Source organism: Caballeronia humi (genome assembly GCF_001544475.1).
Classification (GTDB): domain Bacteria; phylum Pseudomonadota; class Gammaproteobacteria; order Burkholderiales; family Burkholderiaceae; genus Caballeronia; species Caballeronia humi.
In genome coordinates this window covers 43,968-61,680 of record NZ_FCNW02000007.1, presented here as the reverse complement: position 1 = coordinate 61,680, position 17,713 = coordinate 43,968, and the positions used below count along the sequence as shown (strand labels likewise).

The 17,713-nt window shown below is 63.8% G+C and carries 18 protein-coding genes; 6 read left to right on the top strand and 12 right to left on the bottom strand.

What is annotated here, in order from left to right:
• Window positions 1-17 precede the first annotated feature (17 nt).
• Together motA and motB are read left to right on the top strand one after the other, a co-directional pair.
• Window positions 18-887 carry a flagellar motor stator protein MotA gene (gene motA / locus AWB65_RS10155; RefSeq protein WP_087659017.1) on the top strand — a complete coding sequence of 290 codons (870 nt, stop codon included), beginning with the start codon at window positions 18-20 and terminating at the stop codon, window positions 885-887.
• 24 nt (window positions 888-911) lie between these two features.
• Complete coding sequence (gene motB, locus AWB65_RS10150) at window positions 912-1,880, top strand: flagellar motor protein MotB (RefSeq protein ID WP_087667037.1); 969 nt, start codon at window positions 912-914, stop codon at window positions 1,878-1,880.
• A 6-nt stretch (window positions 1,881-1,886) separates the two neighbouring features.
• Here motB and AWB65_RS10145 read toward each other — a convergent pair whose 3' ends face one another.
• The 4 genes from AWB65_RS10145 to AWB65_RS10130 all read right to left on the bottom strand — a co-directional run bounded on the left by AWB65_RS10145 (window position 1,887) and on the right by AWB65_RS10130 (window position 6,383).
• Window positions 1,887-2,174 (bottom strand): DUF6723 family protein, encoded by a 288-nt coding sequence (locus AWB65_RS10145; RefSeq protein ID WP_374729740.1) that lies wholly within the window; start codon window positions 2,172-2,174, stop codon window positions 1,887-1,889.
• Between the two features lie 264 nt (window positions 2,175-2,438).
• On the bottom strand, window positions 2,439-4,646 hold the full coding sequence (locus AWB65_RS10140) for a hybrid sensor histidine kinase/response regulator family protein (RefSeq protein WP_087667036.1): 2,208 nt from the start codon (window positions 4,644-4,646) through the stop codon (window positions 2,439-2,441).
• Window positions 4,647-4,782: 136 nt separating this feature from the next.
• Window positions 4,783-5,055: a hypothetical protein gene (locus AWB65_RS10135; protein ID WP_087667035.1), complete on the bottom strand. Its 273-nt coding sequence runs from the start codon at window positions 5,053-5,055 to the stop codon at window positions 4,783-4,785.
• Window positions 5,056-5,180: 125 nt separating this feature from the next.
• The gene (locus tag AWB65_RS10130; protein WP_087667034.1) at window positions 5,181-6,383 is read right to left on the bottom strand and encodes an ammonium transporter; all 1,203 of its coding nucleotides are present in this window, start codon (window positions 6,381-6,383) and stop codon (window positions 5,181-5,183) included.
• 244 nt (window positions 6,384-6,627) lie between these two features.
• Between AWB65_RS10130 and AWB65_RS10125 the strand changes: the two genes are divergently transcribed.
• On the top strand, window positions 6,628-7,314 hold the full coding sequence (locus AWB65_RS10125; protein WP_087667033.1) for a phosphoribosyltransferase: 687 nt from the start codon (window positions 6,628-6,630) through the stop codon (window positions 7,312-7,314).
• Here the strand turns inward: AWB65_RS10125 and bluB are convergent.
• Both bluB and mdeB read right to left on the bottom strand, forming a co-directional pair.
• The gene (gene bluB, locus AWB65_RS10120) at window positions 7,305-7,970 is read right to left on the bottom strand and encodes a 5,6-dimethylbenzimidazole synthase (protein WP_087667032.1); all 666 of its coding nucleotides are present in this window, start codon (window positions 7,968-7,970) and stop codon (window positions 7,305-7,307) included. The two genes, AWB65_RS10125 and bluB, sit on opposite strands and share 10 nt — an antisense overlap.
• Window positions 7,971-8,021: 51 nt before the next feature.
• The gene (gene mdeB / locus AWB65_RS10115; protein WP_087667031.1) at window positions 8,022-10,724 is read right to left on the bottom strand and encodes an alpha-ketoglutarate dehydrogenase; all 2,703 of its coding nucleotides are present in this window, start codon (window positions 10,722-10,724) and stop codon (window positions 8,022-8,024) included.
• A gap of 140 nt (window positions 10,725-10,864) precedes the next feature.
• Between mdeB and AWB65_RS10110 the strand changes: the two genes are divergently transcribed.
• From AWB65_RS10110 to AWB65_RS10100, 3 genes are all read left to right on the top strand, one after another.
• A complete protein-coding gene (locus AWB65_RS10110) occupies window positions 10,865-11,395 on the top strand; it encodes an Lrp/AsnC family transcriptional regulator (RefSeq protein WP_087659009.1) in 531 nt (176 codons plus the stop codon).
• A 100-nt stretch (window positions 11,396-11,495) separates the two neighbouring features.
• Complete coding sequence (locus AWB65_RS10105; RefSeq protein WP_087667030.1) at window positions 11,496-12,308, top strand: mechanosensitive ion channel family protein; 813 nt, start codon at window positions 11,496-11,498, stop codon at window positions 12,306-12,308.
• 33 nt (window positions 12,309-12,341) lie between these two features.
• A complete protein-coding gene (locus AWB65_RS10100) occupies window positions 12,342-12,506 on the top strand; it encodes an FmdB family zinc ribbon protein (RefSeq protein ID WP_087667029.1) in 165 nt (54 codons plus the stop codon).
• A 6-nt stretch (window positions 12,507-12,512) separates the two neighbouring features.
• Here AWB65_RS10100 and AWB65_RS10095 read toward each other — a convergent pair whose 3' ends face one another.
• The 6 genes from AWB65_RS10095 to AWB65_RS10070 all read right to left on the bottom strand — a co-directional run bounded on the left by AWB65_RS10095 (window position 12,513) and on the right by AWB65_RS10070 (window position 17,710).
• Complete coding sequence (locus AWB65_RS10095) at window positions 12,513-12,881, bottom strand: DUF2784 domain-containing protein (protein ID WP_087667028.1); 369 nt, start codon at window positions 12,879-12,881, stop codon at window positions 12,513-12,515.
• Between the two features lie 27 nt (window positions 12,882-12,908).
• Window positions 12,909-13,673 (bottom strand): ParA family protein, encoded by a 765-nt coding sequence (locus tag AWB65_RS10090; protein WP_087659024.1) that lies wholly within the window; start codon window positions 13,671-13,673, stop codon window positions 12,909-12,911.
• A gap of 159 nt (window positions 13,674-13,832) precedes the next feature.
• Entirely contained in the window at window positions 13,833-14,342 is a 510-nt protein-coding gene (locus AWB65_RS10085) for a DUF1269 domain-containing protein (RefSeq protein ID WP_087667027.1), read from the bottom strand.
• 64 nt (window positions 14,343-14,406) lie between these two features.
• Window positions 14,407-15,525: an ABC transporter ATP-binding protein gene (locus AWB65_RS10080; RefSeq protein ID WP_235007571.1), complete on the bottom strand. Its 1,119-nt coding sequence runs from the start codon at window positions 15,523-15,525 to the stop codon at window positions 14,407-14,409.
• Entirely contained in the window at window positions 15,522-16,559 is a 1,038-nt protein-coding gene (locus tag AWB65_RS10075) for a carbohydrate ABC transporter permease (protein ID WP_087667026.1), read from the bottom strand. The genes AWB65_RS10080 and AWB65_RS10075 overlap by 4 nt, the downstream gene beginning before the upstream one ends.
• The gene (locus AWB65_RS10070) at window positions 16,556-17,710 is read right to left on the bottom strand and encodes a carbohydrate ABC transporter permease (RefSeq protein WP_087667025.1); all 1,155 of its coding nucleotides are present in this window, start codon (window positions 17,708-17,710) and stop codon (window positions 16,556-16,558) included. The genes AWB65_RS10075 and AWB65_RS10070 overlap by 4 nt, the downstream gene beginning before the upstream one ends.
• Window positions 17,711-17,713: the final 3 nt, after the last annotated feature.

The window sequence follows — 17,713 nt, the reverse complement described above, 5'->3', positions numbered from 1 at the left end:
GACTTCCCGGAGAAATCATGTTTGTCGCAATCGGATGGATCGTGGTGATCGCCTCGGTGATCGGTAGTTTTGTCGGCGTCGGCGGCCATCTTGGCGCGCTCGTGCAGCCGTTCGAGTTGCTGTGCATTTTCGGCGCGGCGCTCGGCGCGTTCGTCGTGTCGAATCCGACGGCGACGCTCAAGAAAACGCTCAAGGCCCTGCCGACCGCGTTCAAGGGCGGCGCGTACACGAAGGAAAAGTATCTTTCCCTGATCGCGCTGCTTTACGAACTGCTTCAAAAGGCGCGCAAGGAAGGGATGATGGCGCTCGAAGCGGACGTGGACGCGCCCGAATCCAGCCCGCTCTTCCAGAAGTACGACCACGTGATGAAAGACCATCACCTGCTCGATTTCATCGTCGACTATCTGCGCATGATGTCGAGCGGCAACGTGAACGCGCTCGAAATGCAGGATCTGATGGACGAAGAGCTGGAAACGCACCACACGGAAGCATCGGTTGCCGCGAACGCGATCCAGAAGATGGCCGACGGCCTGCCCGCGTTCGGCATCGTCGCGGCCGTCATGGGCGTCGTGCACACGATGGGTTCCGTGGGCGCCGCGCCCGCCGTGCTCGGCGAGATGATCGCCGGCGCGCTGGTCGGCACGTTCCTCGGCATTCTGCTCGCGTACGGTTTCATCGGGCCGCTCGCCGACCTGCTCAACGCGAAAGGCCAGGCCGAAGCCAAACCGTATCAGTGCGTGAAGTCGGTGTTGCTCGCGTCGATGAACGGCTACGCGCCGACGCTCGCCGTCGAGTTCGGCCGCAAAGTGCTCTTCACCGCCGATCGCCCAAGCTTCAAGGAACTCGACGACGCCGTGCGCGCCACCAAGTCGCCGAAATCGGCGTGACCCTGAGCCCGACGGAGCACGAACATGGCTGAAAAACCTTCCCGCGATCCGCTGCAATCCGTGCTCGCGCCGACCGTCATCGTGCGCCGCAAGAAGAAAGGCGGCCACGGCGGGCATCATGGCGGTGCCTGGAAGATCGCCTACGCCGACTTCGTTACGGCGATGATGGCCTTCTTCCTGCTGATGTGGCTGCTCGGATCGACGTCGAAATACGACAAACAGGGCATCGAGGATTACTTCAATACGCCGCTCGCGGCCGTGTTCGGCGGCAAGGACGGCAGCGGCGCGGCGCGCACGAGCGTGATCGAAGGCGGCGGGCGTGATCTTTCCAGCTCGCGTCCGGGCGAGGCCACCAAGAGCCAGACGCAGCCGGTTCCGCCGTCGATCGCGCGCGCGGCCGTCGCCGCCGAGGACGCGCAGCGCCTGCAGCATCTGAAGCAGAAACTCACCGCGCTGATCGAGAACACGCCGGCTTTGCGCGCGTTCAAGGACCAGATTCGTATCGCGATCACGAGCGAAGGCTTGCGCATCGAGATCGTCGATTCGCTCAAGCGGCCGATGTTCGCCTCGGGCAGCTCGCGTCTCGAAAGCTACGTGACGACGATCCTGTCGCAGATCGGGGCATCGCTGAATGACGTGGACAACCGCGTGTCGATCGCGGGCCACACCGATGCCGTGCCCTACTCCGGTGGCCAGACCGGCTATTCAAACTGGGAGCTCTCGGGCGAACGGGCGAACGCTGCGCGGCGCGCGCTGGTATCGGGCGGCATGAGCGAGAAGAAAGTGCTGCAAGTGCGCGGCCTGGCCGATGTGCTGCCGCTCAACAAGGACGTCGCCGACGAACCGACCAATCGCCGCATCAGCATTCTCGTGCTGAACAAGGCGGCCGAGCAGGCATTCTTCAAGGACGGCGGACGCACGACGGTCGACGAAAACGCGCCTGTGAACGGCGTAGTGCCGGTCGCGGCGACGGCGGGAGGCCGTTCGTCGTAAGGTTGGTCAAGCCTCCGGGTTGCTGATGTCCCCCGCGACGATCCGCGACCCGTAGGTGTCCGCCGCGACGCGCGCTTCCTGCCGCGTCGGAAACGGTCCGATGACCGGCGCGCCCGCAAACGGAAACAGCAGGCGCCCGTCGGTCTTGCGCACGACCTTCAGTGTGCCGATATACAACCCCGCCGCGTTCACCTGATACGACGCGTAGATCTCGAAATCGTCCTCGGTCGGCGGCGCGTGGTGCGCGCCCGGCTTCTGGGCCGCCTTCGAATAGGCCAGTTTGGGTTTTCTCACTTTCTCTCTCCTCAGCCCCTTTTTGCAGTAAGTCGCGCGTAACGCTCTAGCCGAATTGCGATAGCAAACGCTTGCGTCAAACGCACAAGGTCTGCTTTTCGTACGATGGAAAGCTTGGCCTATATGCCTGACGGAGCGATTCCCGCACACGCCGCGCGCCTCCTGCCTGCCCGGAATCGGACGCATGCGCCAAAGGAGATACGCACACAGCGTTCCCTCTCGCGCGATTGCGAGAGAGAACGGGTGCCAAAGGAGAAATTGGGTTTAGTGGACACCCGGCGCGACGAGTTCGCGCAGGTCTTCCATATCGAAGGGCTTCGCGAGAATCAGCACGCCGAGGTGTTTCGCGCGTTCGAGTTCGTCGGCGTAACCGGTCATCAGCACGACCTTCTGCGACGGCAAACGCAGGAGAATCTGCTCCGCGAGGTCGATGCCGTTCATGCTCCCCGGCATCTGGATGTCGGACAGCACGAGGTCGAAGCCGTAGCCCTGCCCGAGAAGTTCGAACGCGGCATCGGCGCTTTCGACGTGATGCACCGCGCAGCCGAAAACCTCCAGCACCGCCGAGACGGCCGCCGCGACATCGGCGTTGTCCTCCACGAGCAGCACCGACATGCCGCGCAGTTCGTGATGGCGATCCGCATCCTGTTCGAGCGTGTTCTCCGCGATGAACGGCTCGGCCTCAGCAGGCGGCGGCGCAGGAGGGAGCGGAACCTCAACCGCCGCCGCATGGTGATGCGGCAGATAGAGCCGCACCGTCGTGCCCGCGCCCGGGACGCTCGTGATGCGCGCCGTGCCGCCCGCCTGCTCGCACGCGGCGAGCACCTGCGCGAGCCCGAGGCCCGTGCCCGCGCCGCGGACCTTGGTCGTGAAAAGCGGTTCGAACGCGCGCTGGCGGACGTCGTCGCTCATGCCTTCGCCATTGTCCGAAACCGAGATCAGTACGTACTCGCCGTTCGGCAGCTCGCTCTCGCCCGCCTTCACGCGCACGTTCTGGCAGCGGATCACGATGCGCCCGCCGCGCGGCATCGCCTCGCTCGCGTTCACGACGATATTCACGAGCGCCAGCTCCAGCTCGACGGGATCGGCGCGCACGGTCCACAAATCCGGCGACAACTCGATCGACACGACGATATTTGCCCGCACCGATGACTTCATCAGCTCCGCGATGCCCGGCAGCCACGCGGCGGGATCGACGAGTTCCTGCTTGAGCGGCTGCTTTCTCGCGACGCTCATCAGGCGGCGCGCGAGCGATTCCGCGCCGGCGGTCGCGCGCTCGACGGCCAGCACTTCGGGTTCGACATCGCTGAAATTCTTGCGCCGCGCGAGCTCCATGTTCGACGCGACGACCATCAGCAGGTTGTTGAAATCGTGCGCGACGTTCGCGACGAGATTGCCGAGCGCGCCCATGCGCCGCAACTGCCGGCTCGACGCCTCGATCGACAGCCGAATCGCGACTTCGGCCTGCCAGCGCTCCCACGCGGCCTGCTCGGAATTCAGCCGGCGGATCGAGAACACGACCAGCAGCCAGACGACTGCGCACGGCACGAGCGCGATCGCCGCGACCAGCGCGCAGTTGCGCCACCAGTTCTGGTAAATCGATTCCATCGCGTAGCCGGCCGCAACGTAGAGCGGATAGTCGGCGACGCGCCGGTAGGCGAGCAGCTTGTCGATGTTGTCCACCGTCGACGTCATGCGCAGGCGGCCATACAGCTCATTGTTGCGAAACGCGTTGGTGAACGGCGTGTTGGTCGCGGGATGGGCGCCTGCGGGCTCCGGCGGATAGCGCACCATGATGCCGCCGTCGCGCCGGTAGAGGCCGATCGTGAGCGCCGGATCGCTCCCCGCGAGTTCGCGGTAGAAGTCGCTGAAGTAGTCGCGTTTCAACGCGATCGATACCGCGCCGAGGAATTGTCCGCCGTGCGACACGCGACCCATCGTCGTCGTGAAGACGTCGGCCTGGCCGACCTTGCCGCGCAGCGGCAGCGAGAAGTACGTGACGGGTGCCATCGCGCGGGTGGAGCGGAAGTCCTCGCGCCCGCCGACGGAAACGCGCGGCACCGGATAGTAGCGGCTGTTCGCGAGCAGGTCGCCGTTCACGCCAAAGACCGAGATCGCCGCCACTTGTGGAAAGCCGCCACCGATATCGTCGAGCGTGCGGTGCAACTGCGACTCGCGGCCCGAGATGTTCTGGTCGTCGCTTTCGCCGAGCATGTCGACGATGCGCGTGACGAGTTGCTGGTTCAGGTCGATGACCTTGACCGCGTGCTCGTTGGCGACACGCACGACGCGCTCGACCAGATCGTCCGCATTGGCGATGCGCCGCTGATAGTCGTAGTAGCCGTAGACGGCGAGGCACACGAGCGGCACCAGAATCGAACCGATGAGCACGAGCAGCAGCACCCGGCGCGTCTCGGCGAAATTGCGCGAGGGCAGCGGCAGGTCGAAGGTCGCAGTCTCTGTTGGATTCAAGCGTCGGCCCCCGGATATGGTCAGTCCATATCATACCGGCGCGCGGGCTGCCTTATCGGACACTCGCGCGTGGCGGAAGGGGATTTTTATGCGGGTTTTGAGAAGCCTCGGCCGTGAGTAGCCAAGGCCGTCGGATTTACTGGCCCTTCGTGTCGCTGCTGGCGTTGGCGCCGGGGAAGTTGGTCGTATCGGTGGCGGCTTTCTTGTGCATCTTGTGCGGCTTGCTCGTCGCCATCGCGCCGGATACGGGGTCGCCGTTTGCCGTCGGTCCGGCCGTCGCGGCGCCGTGCGCGTTGCCGCCTCCCGTGCCGCCCTGCCCGCCCGCGCTGCCGCCGCCGTTCTGCGCCATCGCCGCGCCGCAGCCAAGTGCCAGGAGCGCGGCAAGTGCCACCTTGTTTGCTTGTCTCATGTTTCCTCCGTTGGTTCGAGCGGCCGATGTCGAAAAAGCGCCGCTCCTGCCAAACATTTCAGCAAGCGATGTGCCGCGCGCGATTGGATCGCTTTTTTGAAAGATTCCCGGAGGCAAATGATCGCTCAGCCAGCCAGTTCGCGCTCTGGGGTCGAGGAAACTTGATGGATCGCGAGATCGGCGCCGTTGAACTCGTCCTCGCGATCGAGCCGCAGGCCCACCGTCGCCTTGATCGCGCCGTAGACCAACGCGCCGCCCGCGAGCGCGAGCACGATCGCCCCGGCCGTGCCGATCAGTTGCGACCACACCGACACCCCGCCAATCCCGCCGAGCGACTTCTGCCCGAAGATGCCGACCGCCACGCCGCCCCACGCACCACACAGTCCGTGCAACGGCCAGACGCCGAGCACGTCGTCGATGCGCCAGCGGTTCTGCACGCAGGTGAACATCTGCACGAAGAGCACCCCCGCCACGCCGCCGACGATCAGCGCGCCGAGCGGATGCATCACGTCCGAACCCGCGCAGACCGCGACCAGTCCCGCGAGCGGTCCGTTGTACGTGAAGCCCGGATCGTTGCGTCCGGCGAACCACGCGGTCAGCGTGCCGCCGACCATCGCCATCAGCGAGTTGACGGCGACGAGTCCGCTGATCTTGTCGACGGTTTGCGCGCTCATCACGTTGAAGCCGAACCAGCCGACCGCAAGCACCCACGCGCCGAGCGCGAGAAACGGAATGCTCGACGGCGGATGCGCCGCGATGCGTCCGTCCTTGTGATAGCGGCCGTGGCGCGCGCCGAGCAGCAGCACGGCGGGCAGCGCGATCCATCCGCCGAAAGCATGCACGACGACCGAGCCCGCGAAGTCGTGGAAGGGGGCATCGAATGCGCTTCTGAGCCACGCTTGCACGCCGAGCCGCTCGTTCCACGCGACGCCTTCCAGCAACGGATAGAGGAAACCGACGATCACGAACGTCGCGAACAGTTGCGGGTTGAACTTCGAGCGCTCGGCGATGCCGCCCGAGACGATCGCGGGAATCGCGGCGGCGAAGGTCAAGAGGAAGAAGAAGCGCACGAGCGCGTAGCCGTTGTGTTCGGCGAGGACGTCGGCGCTGTGCATGAACTGCACGCCGTACGCGATGTTGTAGCCGATGAAGAAGTACGCGAGCGTCGAAACCGCGAAATCGACGAGGATCTTGACCAGCGCGTTGACCTGGTTTTCCTTGCGGACCGTGCCGAGTTCAAGAAACGCGAAGCCTGCGTGCATCGCGAGCACCATGGTGGCGCCTAAAAGCAGAAAGAGCGTGTCGGTACTGGATTGAAGTGCCTGCATGGTTCGTCTGTGATTGGCAAAAAAGCGGCTTGATTTGCAAGTTCCGGACCAACGATGGTGCTTTGCGCTCTGCTTCGGTGCGTGACGGGCGTGAGCGCGGTTTGGAATGGTGCAAACACGCTTTACTTCGTGCATGCCGATGGTGCTTCGATCGAAATCTTCGTAAGACTCTGCACCTTATTCGAGCCTCCATGCCCCGCGATGGCGCCTTGCAATCCGTCTGCCGCGAACTAAGTTTCTAAGCATGGATACGGTCTTCGACAATCGCATCGACGCGGGCCGCGCGCTCGCAGCCTTGCTCGGCGCCTACGTCGGCCGCGACGACGTGCTCGTGCTCGGCCTGCCGCGCGGCGGCGTGCCGGTGGGCTACGAAGTGGCGCGCGCGCTCGACGCCGACCTCGACGTGCTCGTCGTGCGCAAGCTCGGCGTGCCGATCCAGCCGGAACTCGCGATGGGCGCGATCGCTTCGGGCGGCGCGTTCTATCTCGACGACAGCATCGTGCGCTACACGGGCGTGACGCAAGCCGAACTCGATGCCGTGATCGCGCGCGAACGCAACGAACTCGCGCGGCGCGAATCGGCATATCGCGGGGCGCGGGGACCGCTCGACGTGGAAGGTCGCGTCGCGATCGTCGTCGATGACGGCATGGCGACCGGCGCCACGATGAAGGCCGCCGCGATGGCGCTGCGCGACCGGAAGCCGGCGCGCATCGTGGCCGCGCTGCCGGTGGCGCCCGCGGATTCGGATGCGCGTATCGAAAGCGCCGTCGATGAATTCGTCTGTCTGAACCGGCCGCGCAACTTCTTCGGCGTCGGGCAGTTCTACGTCGATTTTTCGCAGACGAGCGATGAGGAAGTGTCCAGCTTGCTGAAGCAGGCCCGCGAGGATTCGGAAGCGCGTCGGCGGCGTAGAGGCACTAGTCAGCTCTGAATCGACGCAGGCCAGCGGTTTTCATCGACGCACAACGCCTGCGGCACGCGTTTCGCCCAGCCTTCGGCTTGCAGCATCGGCTCTTCGTAAAAGCGTTCGACGTGCCCGATGCACAGGATCGCGACTGGCTTGGCATCGGCGGGCATGTGCAAGAGGCGCCGCACGGCATCGACATCGAACAGCGAGACCCAGCCCACGCCGAGCCCTTCCGCGCGCGCCGCGAGCCACAGGTTCTGGATCGCGCACGCCACCGAGGCCAGGTCCATCTCCGGCATCGTCCGGCGCCCGAACACGTGGCGCTCGCGATTCTCCATCAGGCCCGCGACCAGCACCTCGCCACAATCGAGGATGCCCTGCACTTTCAGTTTCATGAATTCGTCGGCGCGTTCGTTGAGCGCCTCCGCGGTAGCGCGCCGTTCGGTCTCGACGATATCGTGCAGCGCCAAACGCAACGCGCGATCCGTCACCCGCACGAAACGCCACGGCTGCATGAAACCGACGCTCGGCGCGTCATGCGCGGCCTTTAGCAGACGCGCCAGTTGTTCTGCCGCGACCGGCGCGTCAGTGAAATGACGCATGTCGCGCCGCTCGCGGATCGCACGATAAACGGCGGCGATCTCCGCATCGGAAAAGCGATTGAAAGGCTGATCGGTCATCGGGCTAGGCGTGGACTCGGTGAGTCGCAGCCTAGCAGATTCATAGCGGCTTTAACGCTGCCACGGCGCGTTATCGTGCGTCTTGCCGTAGCGCTCGCGGGCCCGCGCGACGGTCGCCGCATCGATCTCGCCATCATCCGCCAGCGCTTTCAAAGCGGCGATCACGATCGACGCCCGATCGACTTCGAAGAACTCGCGTAACGACTGGCGCGTGTCGCTTCGGCCGAAGCCATCGGTGCCGAGCGTCACGTAGCGGCGCGGCACGTAAGCGCGGATCAGCTCGGGCACGGCGCGCACGTAGTCGGTCGCGGCGATCACCGGGCCGCGCGTTTGCGCCAGCGACGACGTGACGAACGCAGCGGCCGATTCGATGCCCAGCCGCGCGTTGCGCTCCGCCGCCGCGCCATCGCGATGCAGTTCGGTGAAGCTCGTTACGCTCCAGACGGCGGCGTCGATGTTCCAGTCGTCCTTCAGCATGGCTTGCGCCGCGATCACTTCGCCGAGGATCGCGCCCGCGCCGAGCAACTGCACCCGCGCGCGTTCGTCCGACGAAAGCCGGTACATGCCCTTGAGAATATCGGCGCGCAACGCCTCGCTCAGCGCACCGCCCGGCGCCGAAGGATGCGCGTAGTTCTCGTTCATCGCGGTCATGTAATAGAACACGTCGTGCTGGCGTTCGACCATCTCGCGCATGCCTTCATCGACGATCGCCGCGACTTCGTACGCGAACGCGGGATCGTAGGCGCGGCAGTTCGGAATCGTCGATGCCACGAGATGGCTGCTGCCGTCCTGATGTTGCAGGCCCTCGCCGCCGAGCGTCGTCTTGCCCGCCGTCGCGCCGATCAGGAAGCCGCGCGCCCGCTGGTCGGCGGCAGCCCAGATAATGTCGCCGATGCGCTGGAAGCCGAACATCGAGTAGTAGATGTAGAACGGCAGCATCGGCAGATCGTGCACGCTGTAGGAAGTCGCCGCCGCGATCCACGACGACACCGCGCCCGCCTCCGAGATGCCTTCTTCTAGAATCTGTCCGCGCGTGTCCTCGCGGTAGTAGAGCATCGAGCCCATGTCTTCCGGCTCGTAAAGTTGCCCGAGCGGCGAGTAGATGCCGACTTGCCGGAACAGGTTCGCCATGCCGAAAGTGCGCGCCTCGTCGGCGACCACGGGCACGATGCGCGCGCCGAGCGCGGCGTCTTTCATGAGGCTGCCGAGCATGCGCACGATCGCCATCGTCGAGGACATCTCCTTGCCGTTCGATTCGATCGCGAACTGCGCCCAGCTTTGCATCGGCGGGACGGCGAGTCCTTTCGACGCCACCTTGCGCCGGCGCGGCAAGTAGCCACCGAGCGCATTGCGGCGCGCGTGCAGATACTGCATTTCGGGGCTATCGTCGGCGGGTTTGTAGAACTTCAACTGCTCGACGTCCGCATCCGAAAGCGGCAGGCGGAAGCGGTCGCGGAACGCCTTCAGGTCGTCGAAATCGAGCTTCTTCTGCTGATGCGTCGTCATGCGGCCTTGCCCGCCCGTGCCCATGCCAAAGCCCTTCATCGTCTTCGCGAGGATCACGGTCGGCCGGCCTTTGTGCGCGAGCGCCGCCGCGTAAGCCGCGTGCAGCTTGCGCACGTCGTGGCCGCCGCGACGCAAGCGGTCGATGTCCTCGTCGGAGAGGTGCGCCGCGAGCGCGGCAAGCTCGGGATTCTGGCCGAAGAAACGCTCGCGGTTGTAACGGCCGTCGTTGGCCGAGAACGTCTGGAACTGGCCGTCGACCGTATGCGCGAACGCGCGCAGCAACGCGCCCGTGCGATCCCGTGCGAAGAGCGCGTCCCAGTCCGAGCCCCACAGCACCTTGATCACATTCCAGCCCGCGCCGGTGAATTGCGCTTCGAGTTCGTCGACGATGCGGCCGTTGCTGCGCACCGGACCGTCAAGCCGTTGCAGATTGCAGTTGATGACGAAGACGAGGTTGTCGAGTTGCTCGCGCGCGGCGAGTGACAGCGAGCCGATCGATTCCGGCTCGTCCATCTCGCCGTCGCCGAAGAAGCCCCACACCTTGCGGCCGTCGGTTTTTTGCAGGCCACGATTCTGCAGATAGCGCATGAAGCGCGCCTGGTAGATCGAATTGATCGGACCAATGCCCATCGAGCCGGTGGGGAACTGCCAGAAGTCGGGCATCAGCCACGGATGCGGATAGGAACAAAGCCCCGGCCCCGCTATTTCGCGGCGATAGTGCCGCAGATGCGCCTCATCGAGAAAGCCTTCGAGGAACGCGCGCGCATAGACGCCCGGCGACGAATGCGGCTGAAAGTACACGAGATCGCCGCCGTTGCTGCCCTCGCCATCCGCGCGGAAGAAATGATTGAACCCGACCTCGAAGAGATCTGCCGCCGACGCATAGCTCGCGATATGGCCGCCGAGTTCGCCATACGCGCGGTTCGCACGCACGACCATCGCGAGCGCGTTCCAGCGCAGCACGGCGGCGAGCCGCTCTTCGATATCGAGGTTGCCGGGATACGGCGGCTGCCGCGCGACGTCGATCGTATTGCGGTAAGGCGTGATCCGCGCCCGCATCGATTCCACTCCGACCGAAAGCGCATGATCCGACAACCGGTCGAACAGATATTGCGCGCGCTCCATGCCGACATGCTTCACGACTGCATCGAGCGCGTCGAGCCACTCAGCCGTCTCTTGCGGATCGCTGTCTTCGCGACCCTTGGCTATCGAAATGATCTGAGTGGTTCCGCTGGCTAAATCCGTCATGACGCGACTCCGCAAGTGTTCGAGGCGATCGAAACAGGATAGCCATCCTCGTACAGAATGTGCGTCTCTTTTGCCTGGCTGCCGCGCAGCCGATAGTGTATTTATTCTTTATCTCTCGCCATTCACGGAATATTTCGACTATGACGTCCTCGGCCAAGCAGCGGCTCGACCGCATCGATATCGGCATTCTCAATCAGCTTCAGCAGAATGCGCGCATTACGAATGCGGAACTGGCGAGCGCGGTGAATCTCTCGCCGACGCCCTGTTTCAATCGCGTGCGCGCGCTCGAAAAGGCGGGATTGTTCAAGCAGCACGTCACGCTGCTCAATCCTGAAGTGCTCGGGTTGCGCATCAACGTGTTTATCCAGGTGAGCCTGGAAAAGCAGGTCGAAGATGCGCTGCTGCGCTTCGAGGAAGCGATCAGCGCGCGGCCCGAGGTGATGGAGTGCTACCTGATGACGGGCGATGCCGACTATCTGCTGCGCGTGGTCGTGCCCGACGTAATGGCGTTAGAACGCTTCATTCTCGACCGGCTGACGAAGATACCGGGCGTGTCGAATATTCGCTCCAGCTTCGCGCTCAAGCAGGTGCGCTACAAGACCGCGCTGCCGTTGCCATCGGCAGGGCTGACACTTCCAGACCTGCAGGACTCAGCCACTGACTGGACCTGAAACGCCACCGTTCACGTTTCTTGCAGTGGCGCAACCGGTCGCCTATAACTCACCAGGCACAGGGGAAGTATTTCCGATCAGCGCGTAAGGTGAGAAAAATATGAACATCGAAACGGTGCGCGTTTTCATCATGACCCGTGGGGTCGATTTCGCGATCAACGTGATCGCGGCAATCGCACTGTGGATCGTCGGGCGCTGGCTGATCGGCCTCGTGATCGGCGGGATGCGCAAGGTTCTCGCGAAGAACGGCCGCGTCGACCCGACGCTCGCGCACTATCTCGGCTCCATCCTCGGCGCGCTGCTGAATCTCTTCCTGATCCTCGCGATCCTGCAGATTTTCGGCGTTCAGACCACCTCCTTCGCCGCGCTGCTCGCCGGTCTCGGTCTTGCGATCGGCGTCGCGTGGGGCGGGCTGCTCGCGCACTTCGCGGCGGGCGTGTTCATGCAGGTGCTGCGGCCCTTCAAGGTCGGCGACTTCGTGACGGCGGGCGGCGTGACCGGCACCGTCATGGAACTCGGCCTCTTCGGCACGATGATCACGACCCCGGACAACGTCGCGACCATCGTCGGCAACAACAAGATTTTCTCCGACACGATCTGGAACTACAGTCTGTTGCCGACCCGGCGCGTCGAACTGACGGCGAAGATCGCAAACGGCGTCGATCCGCTCGATGCGATCGCGCGCCTGAAGGTGGCCGTCGCGGCGATTCCGAACGTGGCGGAAACGCCGGCGCCCGATGTCGAGATCCTCTCGTTTACGCCTGAAGGGCCGCTCTTGTGCGTGCGTCCGTACACGAGCACGAAAGACTACTGGCAGGTCTACTTCGACACGAATCGCGCGATCGTCGAGACCTTCACGCAGGCGGGCTATCCGACGCCGGAAACGCCGGTCGTGCGTCGCTCGGCGGCCTAGAATGCTTTTTAGGGCTTGTGTTGGAGGAAAGTCATGCCGACCTATCAGTACCGATGCGAAAAGTGCGGCGCCACGTTCGAGCATGCGGAGCATCTCGCGGAGCACGCGACGGTCACTCTCCAGTGCCCCAAATGCGGCAGCGACAAGGTGCAGCACGCCCCGACGCCGTTCGTCGCGCGTACGACGAAGAAGAGTTGAAACGGGTCACATCGCGCGCCGCTTACGCACGATGACGAACGCATAGACCGTTGCGTTCACGGCGATCAGGAGCGACGCGAGCACGTAGCGCAGCGCGGGCGTGAGATCGACGGGATAGAGCACGCGCGAAATCATCCGCTCGATGAAACCGCCCGCATAGCCCGCCTCGCCGGAGAGGCGCAGAAAGTAATTTTCCAACGGCGTCAGCGGACACACCCAGCCCGCCAGTTCGATCGCGATACCCCACGCCAGCGCCGGCAAATGCAGCCAGACCAGCTTGCGATAGCGCAGCACGAGCACGCCGCCGAACACCACGAACAAAACAAACGCCAGGTGCAAGATCAGCACGAAATTGGCGAGCAGGAGGGAGTTCATGCTTCCCGCGCCCGCCTTTGCGGTGCTTTAACCGTTGAGCTCGTTATGCAGCGCGAGATATTCCTGCGCGAGCTTGTGACGAGGTTCCAGATAGATCATCGGCCGGGCATGCTGATGGCTCTCGCGGATTTTCACCGACAGCGAAATATGCGAGTTAAGCACGGGCAGGCTTTCGCTGCGCAATTCGTCGACGAGTTGCTGCGGCAGGCTCGCGCGCGGCTGGAACTGATTGATCACGATACCTTCCACCGCAAGACCGGGGTTGTGGTCGTGGCGGATTTCCTGCACGTTTTCGAGCACCGAATAGAGCGCGCGGCGCGAAAAATCATCGCAATCGAAGGGGATCAGGCAGCGCTCGACCGCGATCAGCGCCGAGCGCGTAAAGAAATTCAGCGCGGGCGGTGTGTCGATATAAACGGCGTCGTAATCCTGCAGACCCTTTAATGCGTCACGCAGCTTATAGATCTTGTAACGCGATTCGAGTTTTCCCATTAACGCATCCAGATTCGGATGCGAAGGAATGATGTCGAGATTTTCGAATGGCGTCGAATGGATGAACGAATTGATTTCGGGTTCGCGAAAGCTGTAGCTCAATGCCGTTTCGAAGAAACTCGCCAGATTCGGCTGGGCGTCCTTCGCATCGGCACCCAGCAAATACTGACTGGAATTACCTTGGGGATCGAGGTCGAGCACGAGCGTGCGCAAACCCTGGGACGCACTAATCGCGGCCAGATTGCATACGATGGTGGATTTTCCGACACCACCCTTCTGATTGAATACGACTCGGCGCATCGAATTATTCATCCTTGATTGAGAACCATCGTTGAAACGAAGTTCGACATTTATTTTCGTATTTTTTAGCGAAATGCTGACTGTTTCGGCGCGCAAGGCGATGCGCATCACGTGCCGGCACGTGATCTTAGCGCATCAGAAAAACCTCGCGGCGAAGGCCTACGGAAACGCGGGGATCGTCGGGTCCGTGCCCTCGACGTCCGCCTCGGGATGGTGGCTCTTGATGACTTCCTCGATCTCCTCGACGCGACCCTTCGGCACGTCGACCATCATCAGCAGCTCGCCGTTCTCGATGGCCTTCTCGAAGCGCCTGAGGCGCGTGTTCGGCACGTCGACGCCGATCATTGTCGCGGTCCATGCTCCGAAGCCCGCGCTCGCGAGCGTCATACACACCACCGCCCCGCCTGCGATCGTCAAGCCCGCCGGCGGAAACGCCATCGCGACGAGTCCCGCGAGCATGCCGGTGACGCCGCCCGCAGCCGTACCGCGCCCGAGCGCGTAAAGCAGGTCGCTGCGCTGCGCGAGCGTCGCCTGCGGCAGGTCTTCGAGCGGCATGTGCGGCCGCGCGAGCACGTGGATGTGCCGCCATTCGACCCGCTTGAGCAGCAATTCGTCGATGATGCCCTTCGCGCTTTTTACGTCGGGCAGGAGAAAATAAATGCGCCGCATGTTGCGCCTCCTTACAGGACGCGCCGTTCAGTCCTGCCCTTTAAATATAGTCGCTTTAGGGCGGTTATTTTTGCCGGATGCGCTGCCCGGTCTGCTGGTCGAAAAAATAAATGCGCTCGCGGTTCACGCGCACGCCCGCCTCGCTGCCGATCTCGCCGGCGAACATGTTTGACACCTTCACGATCACTTTCTGCTCCCCTACATTCAGCGTAACGAGCGAATGGTCGCCGATCAGTTCGACCGAATAGATGCGGCCCCGCATCTCGCCCTCCGATGCCGCGACGAGCGCGCACTCCTCTGGCCGCACGCCGAGTGTGGCATCGCCGCGATGGTCCACGTCGGCGGCGAGTGACAGGTCTTGCGCCTCGAAGCGGTGGCCTCCTAGCGTGCCGCGCAGGAAGTTCATCGGCGGCGAACCGATGAAGCCCGCGACAAACAGGTTCGCCGGGTCGGAGTAGATGCGCGCGGGGGTGTCGAGCTGCTGCAGCACACCCTTGTCGATCAGCGCGACGCGGTGCGCGAGCGTCATCGCTTCGATCTGGTCGTGCGTAACGTAGATCGTCGTGATGTCGAGTTCGTGCTGCATGTGCTTGAGTTCCGCGCGCATGTGGCCGCGCAGCTTCGCATCGAGGTTCGAGAGCGGCTCGTCCATCAGGAACGCCGCCGGCCTGCGGATGATCGCGCGGGCGAGCGCCACGCGCTGGCGCTGTCCGCCTGAAAGCTGGCGCGGATAGCGCGTGAGAAGCGGCTCGAGTTGCACGCTCGCGGCGACTTCGCGCACGGCCGCTTCGATCTCGCCCTTCGCGCGCTTGCGCACGATCAGCGGATACGCGATGTTCTCGAACACCGTCTTGTGCGGATAGAGCGCATACGACTGGAACACCATCGCCACGTCGCGATCGCGCGGCAGGTCGTTCGTTACGTCGCGTTCGCCGACGTGCACCGTGCCTTCGGTCGCCGACTCCAGCCCCGCGATGATGCGCAGCGCCGTGGTCTTCCCACAACCCGATTCGCCGAGCAGCACGAGGAACTCGCCCGCGTGCACGTCGAGCGTGAGATCGCGCAGCACACGCGTCTCGCCGAAGGTCTTGCCGACATTGCGCAGCGACACGCTCTTCGAGTGCTGCGAAGCCGCGATCTGGCCGAGCCTGGCGTCCGCTGCCGGCATGTGCATGTCCGTCATCCCTTGACCGCTCCCACGAGAATGCCCTTCACGATGAAGCGCTGCAGCGTGAGCGTCAGCAACATCACCGGCAGGATCATGATCAGAATCAGCACCGACATGTTCCACCATTGCGGACCGCGCGTCGCGTTCTGCGCAGCCACGAGAAGCGGCAGCGTCTGTGCGTTGGCGGTCGTCAGAAAGAGCGCGAACAGGTATTCGTTCCATGACAGGATCAGCACGAGCAAACTCGTCGCGACAAGGCCCGGCGCCACAAGCGGAAACACGATGCCGAACAGGATCGCGAAACGCGTCGCGCCGTCGATCTGCGCGCTCTCCTCGATCTCCTTCGGCACGCCATCGAAGAAGTCGAACATCAGCCACACGACGATCGGCACGTTCGCCGTCGCGTAGGTGATGATGAGCGCGAGATGCGTGTCGAGCAGGCCAACGCTCTTGAAGGTGAGATAGATCGGGATCACCGTGACGACAGGCGGCAGGATGCGCTGCGAGACGATCCAGAACAGGATGTCGTCGTTGCCGAGATGCCGGCGCGCGCGGCGCACGATCGGACGCAAGAGCAGCACGAAAAACGCGAGGCCCACGGCCGCCGCGATGCGCAAGTCGACTCCGCCCCAGCCCACCGCCGCGATGAGCGCCGCGATCATCACCACGCCGAGGCCAACGGCGGCCACAGGCGGCTTGTATGCAATGCGAGCGAGCGCATACGCCGCCATCGATCCGAAGAAGACGGACGCCGCCGTGCCGCATGTCGCGATGATCAGCGAGTTGAGGTACGGACGGAACGTGTCGGGCCCGAGGTCGACGAAGATGTAGTGCCACGCATCGAGGCTCGGCTTGAAGTCGATGAAGGGCAGATATACCGGGCCGCTCGATACGTCGATGGGCAGTTTGAATGACGTGATAGCCATCCAGTAGAGCGGAAAAAGCACGACGAGCGACCACAGCGCGAGCAGCGCATAAGCGATCACGCGCGAGCCAGGCGGCATCTCGTCGATGCGCGCGCGAACGAACCAGCGCTTGAGCACACTCATGCCGCCTGCCCCCTCGCGCGCCTGACGACGAGCTGAAAGAACGACACGCACGCAATCGTCGAGACGAAGAACAGCATGTACGCCACCGCCGAAGCACCGCCGAGATTCAGCGTGCGCCATTCGATGAACGCGTGCAGCGTCATCGATTCCGTCGCGATGCCGGGGCCGCCGTTCGTCAGCACGTTCGGCAGGTCCACGACCTTGAACGCTTCGATCAGACGGATCAGCACCGCGCTTGCGGCGACCGGCGCGATCGACGGCCATGTGACGTCGCGAAAGATGCGCCAGTTCGACGCGCCGTCGAGCTGCGCCGCTTCGATCTGATCGCGCGACGTGCCTTCGAGCGCGGCGAGCAGCACGAGGAACATGAACGGCACCCATTGCCACGTATCGCCGATCACGACGACCGAGCGCGCAAGCCACGGGTCCGCGGCCCACGCGATCTGCCCGAGCCCGAGCGCCGCCCAGAGCGGCGCGAGCGGACCAACGGAGGTGTCGGCCATCATGCGGAACATGTACGCAATGCCTACGGGCGTGACCATCAGCGGCAGGAAAAAAAGCAGACGGAAGAAGCGCCCGCCCTTGAGCGGCAACGTGCAAAGATAAGCGAGGCCGAGCCCGATGAGAAACTGCAAGGCCACGCCGAACACGACATAGAACATCGTCACCATGAGGCTGCCGAGCGCGCCGCCGTTGCCCGTCGTATTGGTCGCGAGCCAGACGAGCGCGAGGAACAGGACGGCTGAAATCGATCGTCCGATGAAGCCGATGATCGACCGGCGAGCGCCACGCAAATAGCGCACGAACCACCACGCGACGAGCAGCACCGCAACAACCATCACCGCGATGCTTGCGATGCCGGGCGGCCTGAACACGCCGACGAAATGAAACTGCTGCGTGCCGCTGAAGAGCCGCACATAGTTGCGCAGCCCGACGAACGTCAGTTCATAGCCGCCCTCGCCCAGCGAAAAACGCATCAGTGACAGATACGCCGAACTCACGAGCGGAAAGATCGAGAACGCGAGTATCACGAGCACCGTCGGCAGGACGAAAACATACGGCGCCTGCCGGTCGAGCCAGTTCGATACCGACGAGCGCCGCCACGCGCGACGCGGCGCGCCCGCCGACGATGCCTGCGACGAAGATTGCATACG

Coding starts and splice junctions, on each gene's coding strand:
- motA (WP_087659017.1), top strand. CDS start 18: ATGTTTGTCGCAATCGGATGGATCGTGGTGATCGCCTCGGTGATCGGT.
- motB (WP_087667037.1), top strand. CDS start 912: ATGGCTGAAAAACCTTCCCGCGATCCGCTGCAATCCGTGCTCGCGCCG.
- AWB65_RS10135 (WP_087667035.1), bottom strand. CDS start 5,055: ATGAGACAAGCAAACAAGGTGGCACTTGCCGCGCTCCTGGCACTTGGC.
- AWB65_RS10130 (WP_087667034.1), bottom strand. CDS start 6,383: ATGCAGGCACTTCAATCCAGTACCGACACGCTCTTTCTGCTTTTAGGC.
- AWB65_RS10125 (WP_087667033.1), top strand. CDS start 6,628: ATGGATACGGTCTTCGACAATCGCATCGACGCGGGCCGCGCGCTCGCA.
- bluB (WP_087667032.1), bottom strand. CDS start 7,970: ATGACCGATCAGCCTTTCAATCGCTTTTCCGATGCGGAGATCGCCGCC.
- mdeB (WP_087667031.1), bottom strand. CDS start 10,724: ATGACGGATTTAGCCAGCGGAACCACTCAGATCATTTCGATAGCCAAG.
- AWB65_RS10110 (WP_087659009.1), top strand. CDS start 10,865: ATGACGTCCTCGGCCAAGCAGCGGCTCGACCGCATCGATATCGGCATT.
- AWB65_RS10105 (WP_087667030.1), top strand. CDS start 11,496: ATGAACATCGAAACGGTGCGCGTTTTCATCATGACCCGTGGGGTCGAT.
- AWB65_RS10100 (WP_087667029.1), top strand. CDS start 12,342: ATGCCGACCTATCAGTACCGATGCGAAAAGTGCGGCGCCACGTTCGAG.
- AWB65_RS10095 (WP_087667028.1), bottom strand. CDS start 12,881: ATGAACTCCCTCCTGCTCGCCAATTTCGTGCTGATCTTGCACCTGGCG.
- AWB65_RS10090 (WP_087659024.1), bottom strand. CDS start 13,673: ATGCGCCGAGTCGTATTCAATCAGAAGGGTGGTGTCGGAAAATCCACC.
- AWB65_RS10085 (WP_087667027.1), bottom strand. CDS start 14,342: ATGCGGCGCATTTATTTTCTCCTGCCCGACGTAAAAAGCGCGAAGGGC.
- AWB65_RS10080 (WP_235007571.1), bottom strand. CDS start 15,525: ATGACGGACATGCACATGCCGGCAGCGGACGCCAGGCTCGGCCAGATC.
- AWB65_RS10075 (WP_087667026.1), bottom strand. CDS start 16,559: ATGAGTGTGCTCAAGCGCTGGTTCGTTCGCGCGCGCATCGACGAGATG.
- AWB65_RS10070 (WP_087667025.1), bottom strand. CDS start 17,710: ATGCAATCTTCGTCGCAGGCATCGTCGGCGGGCGCGCCGCGTCGCGCG.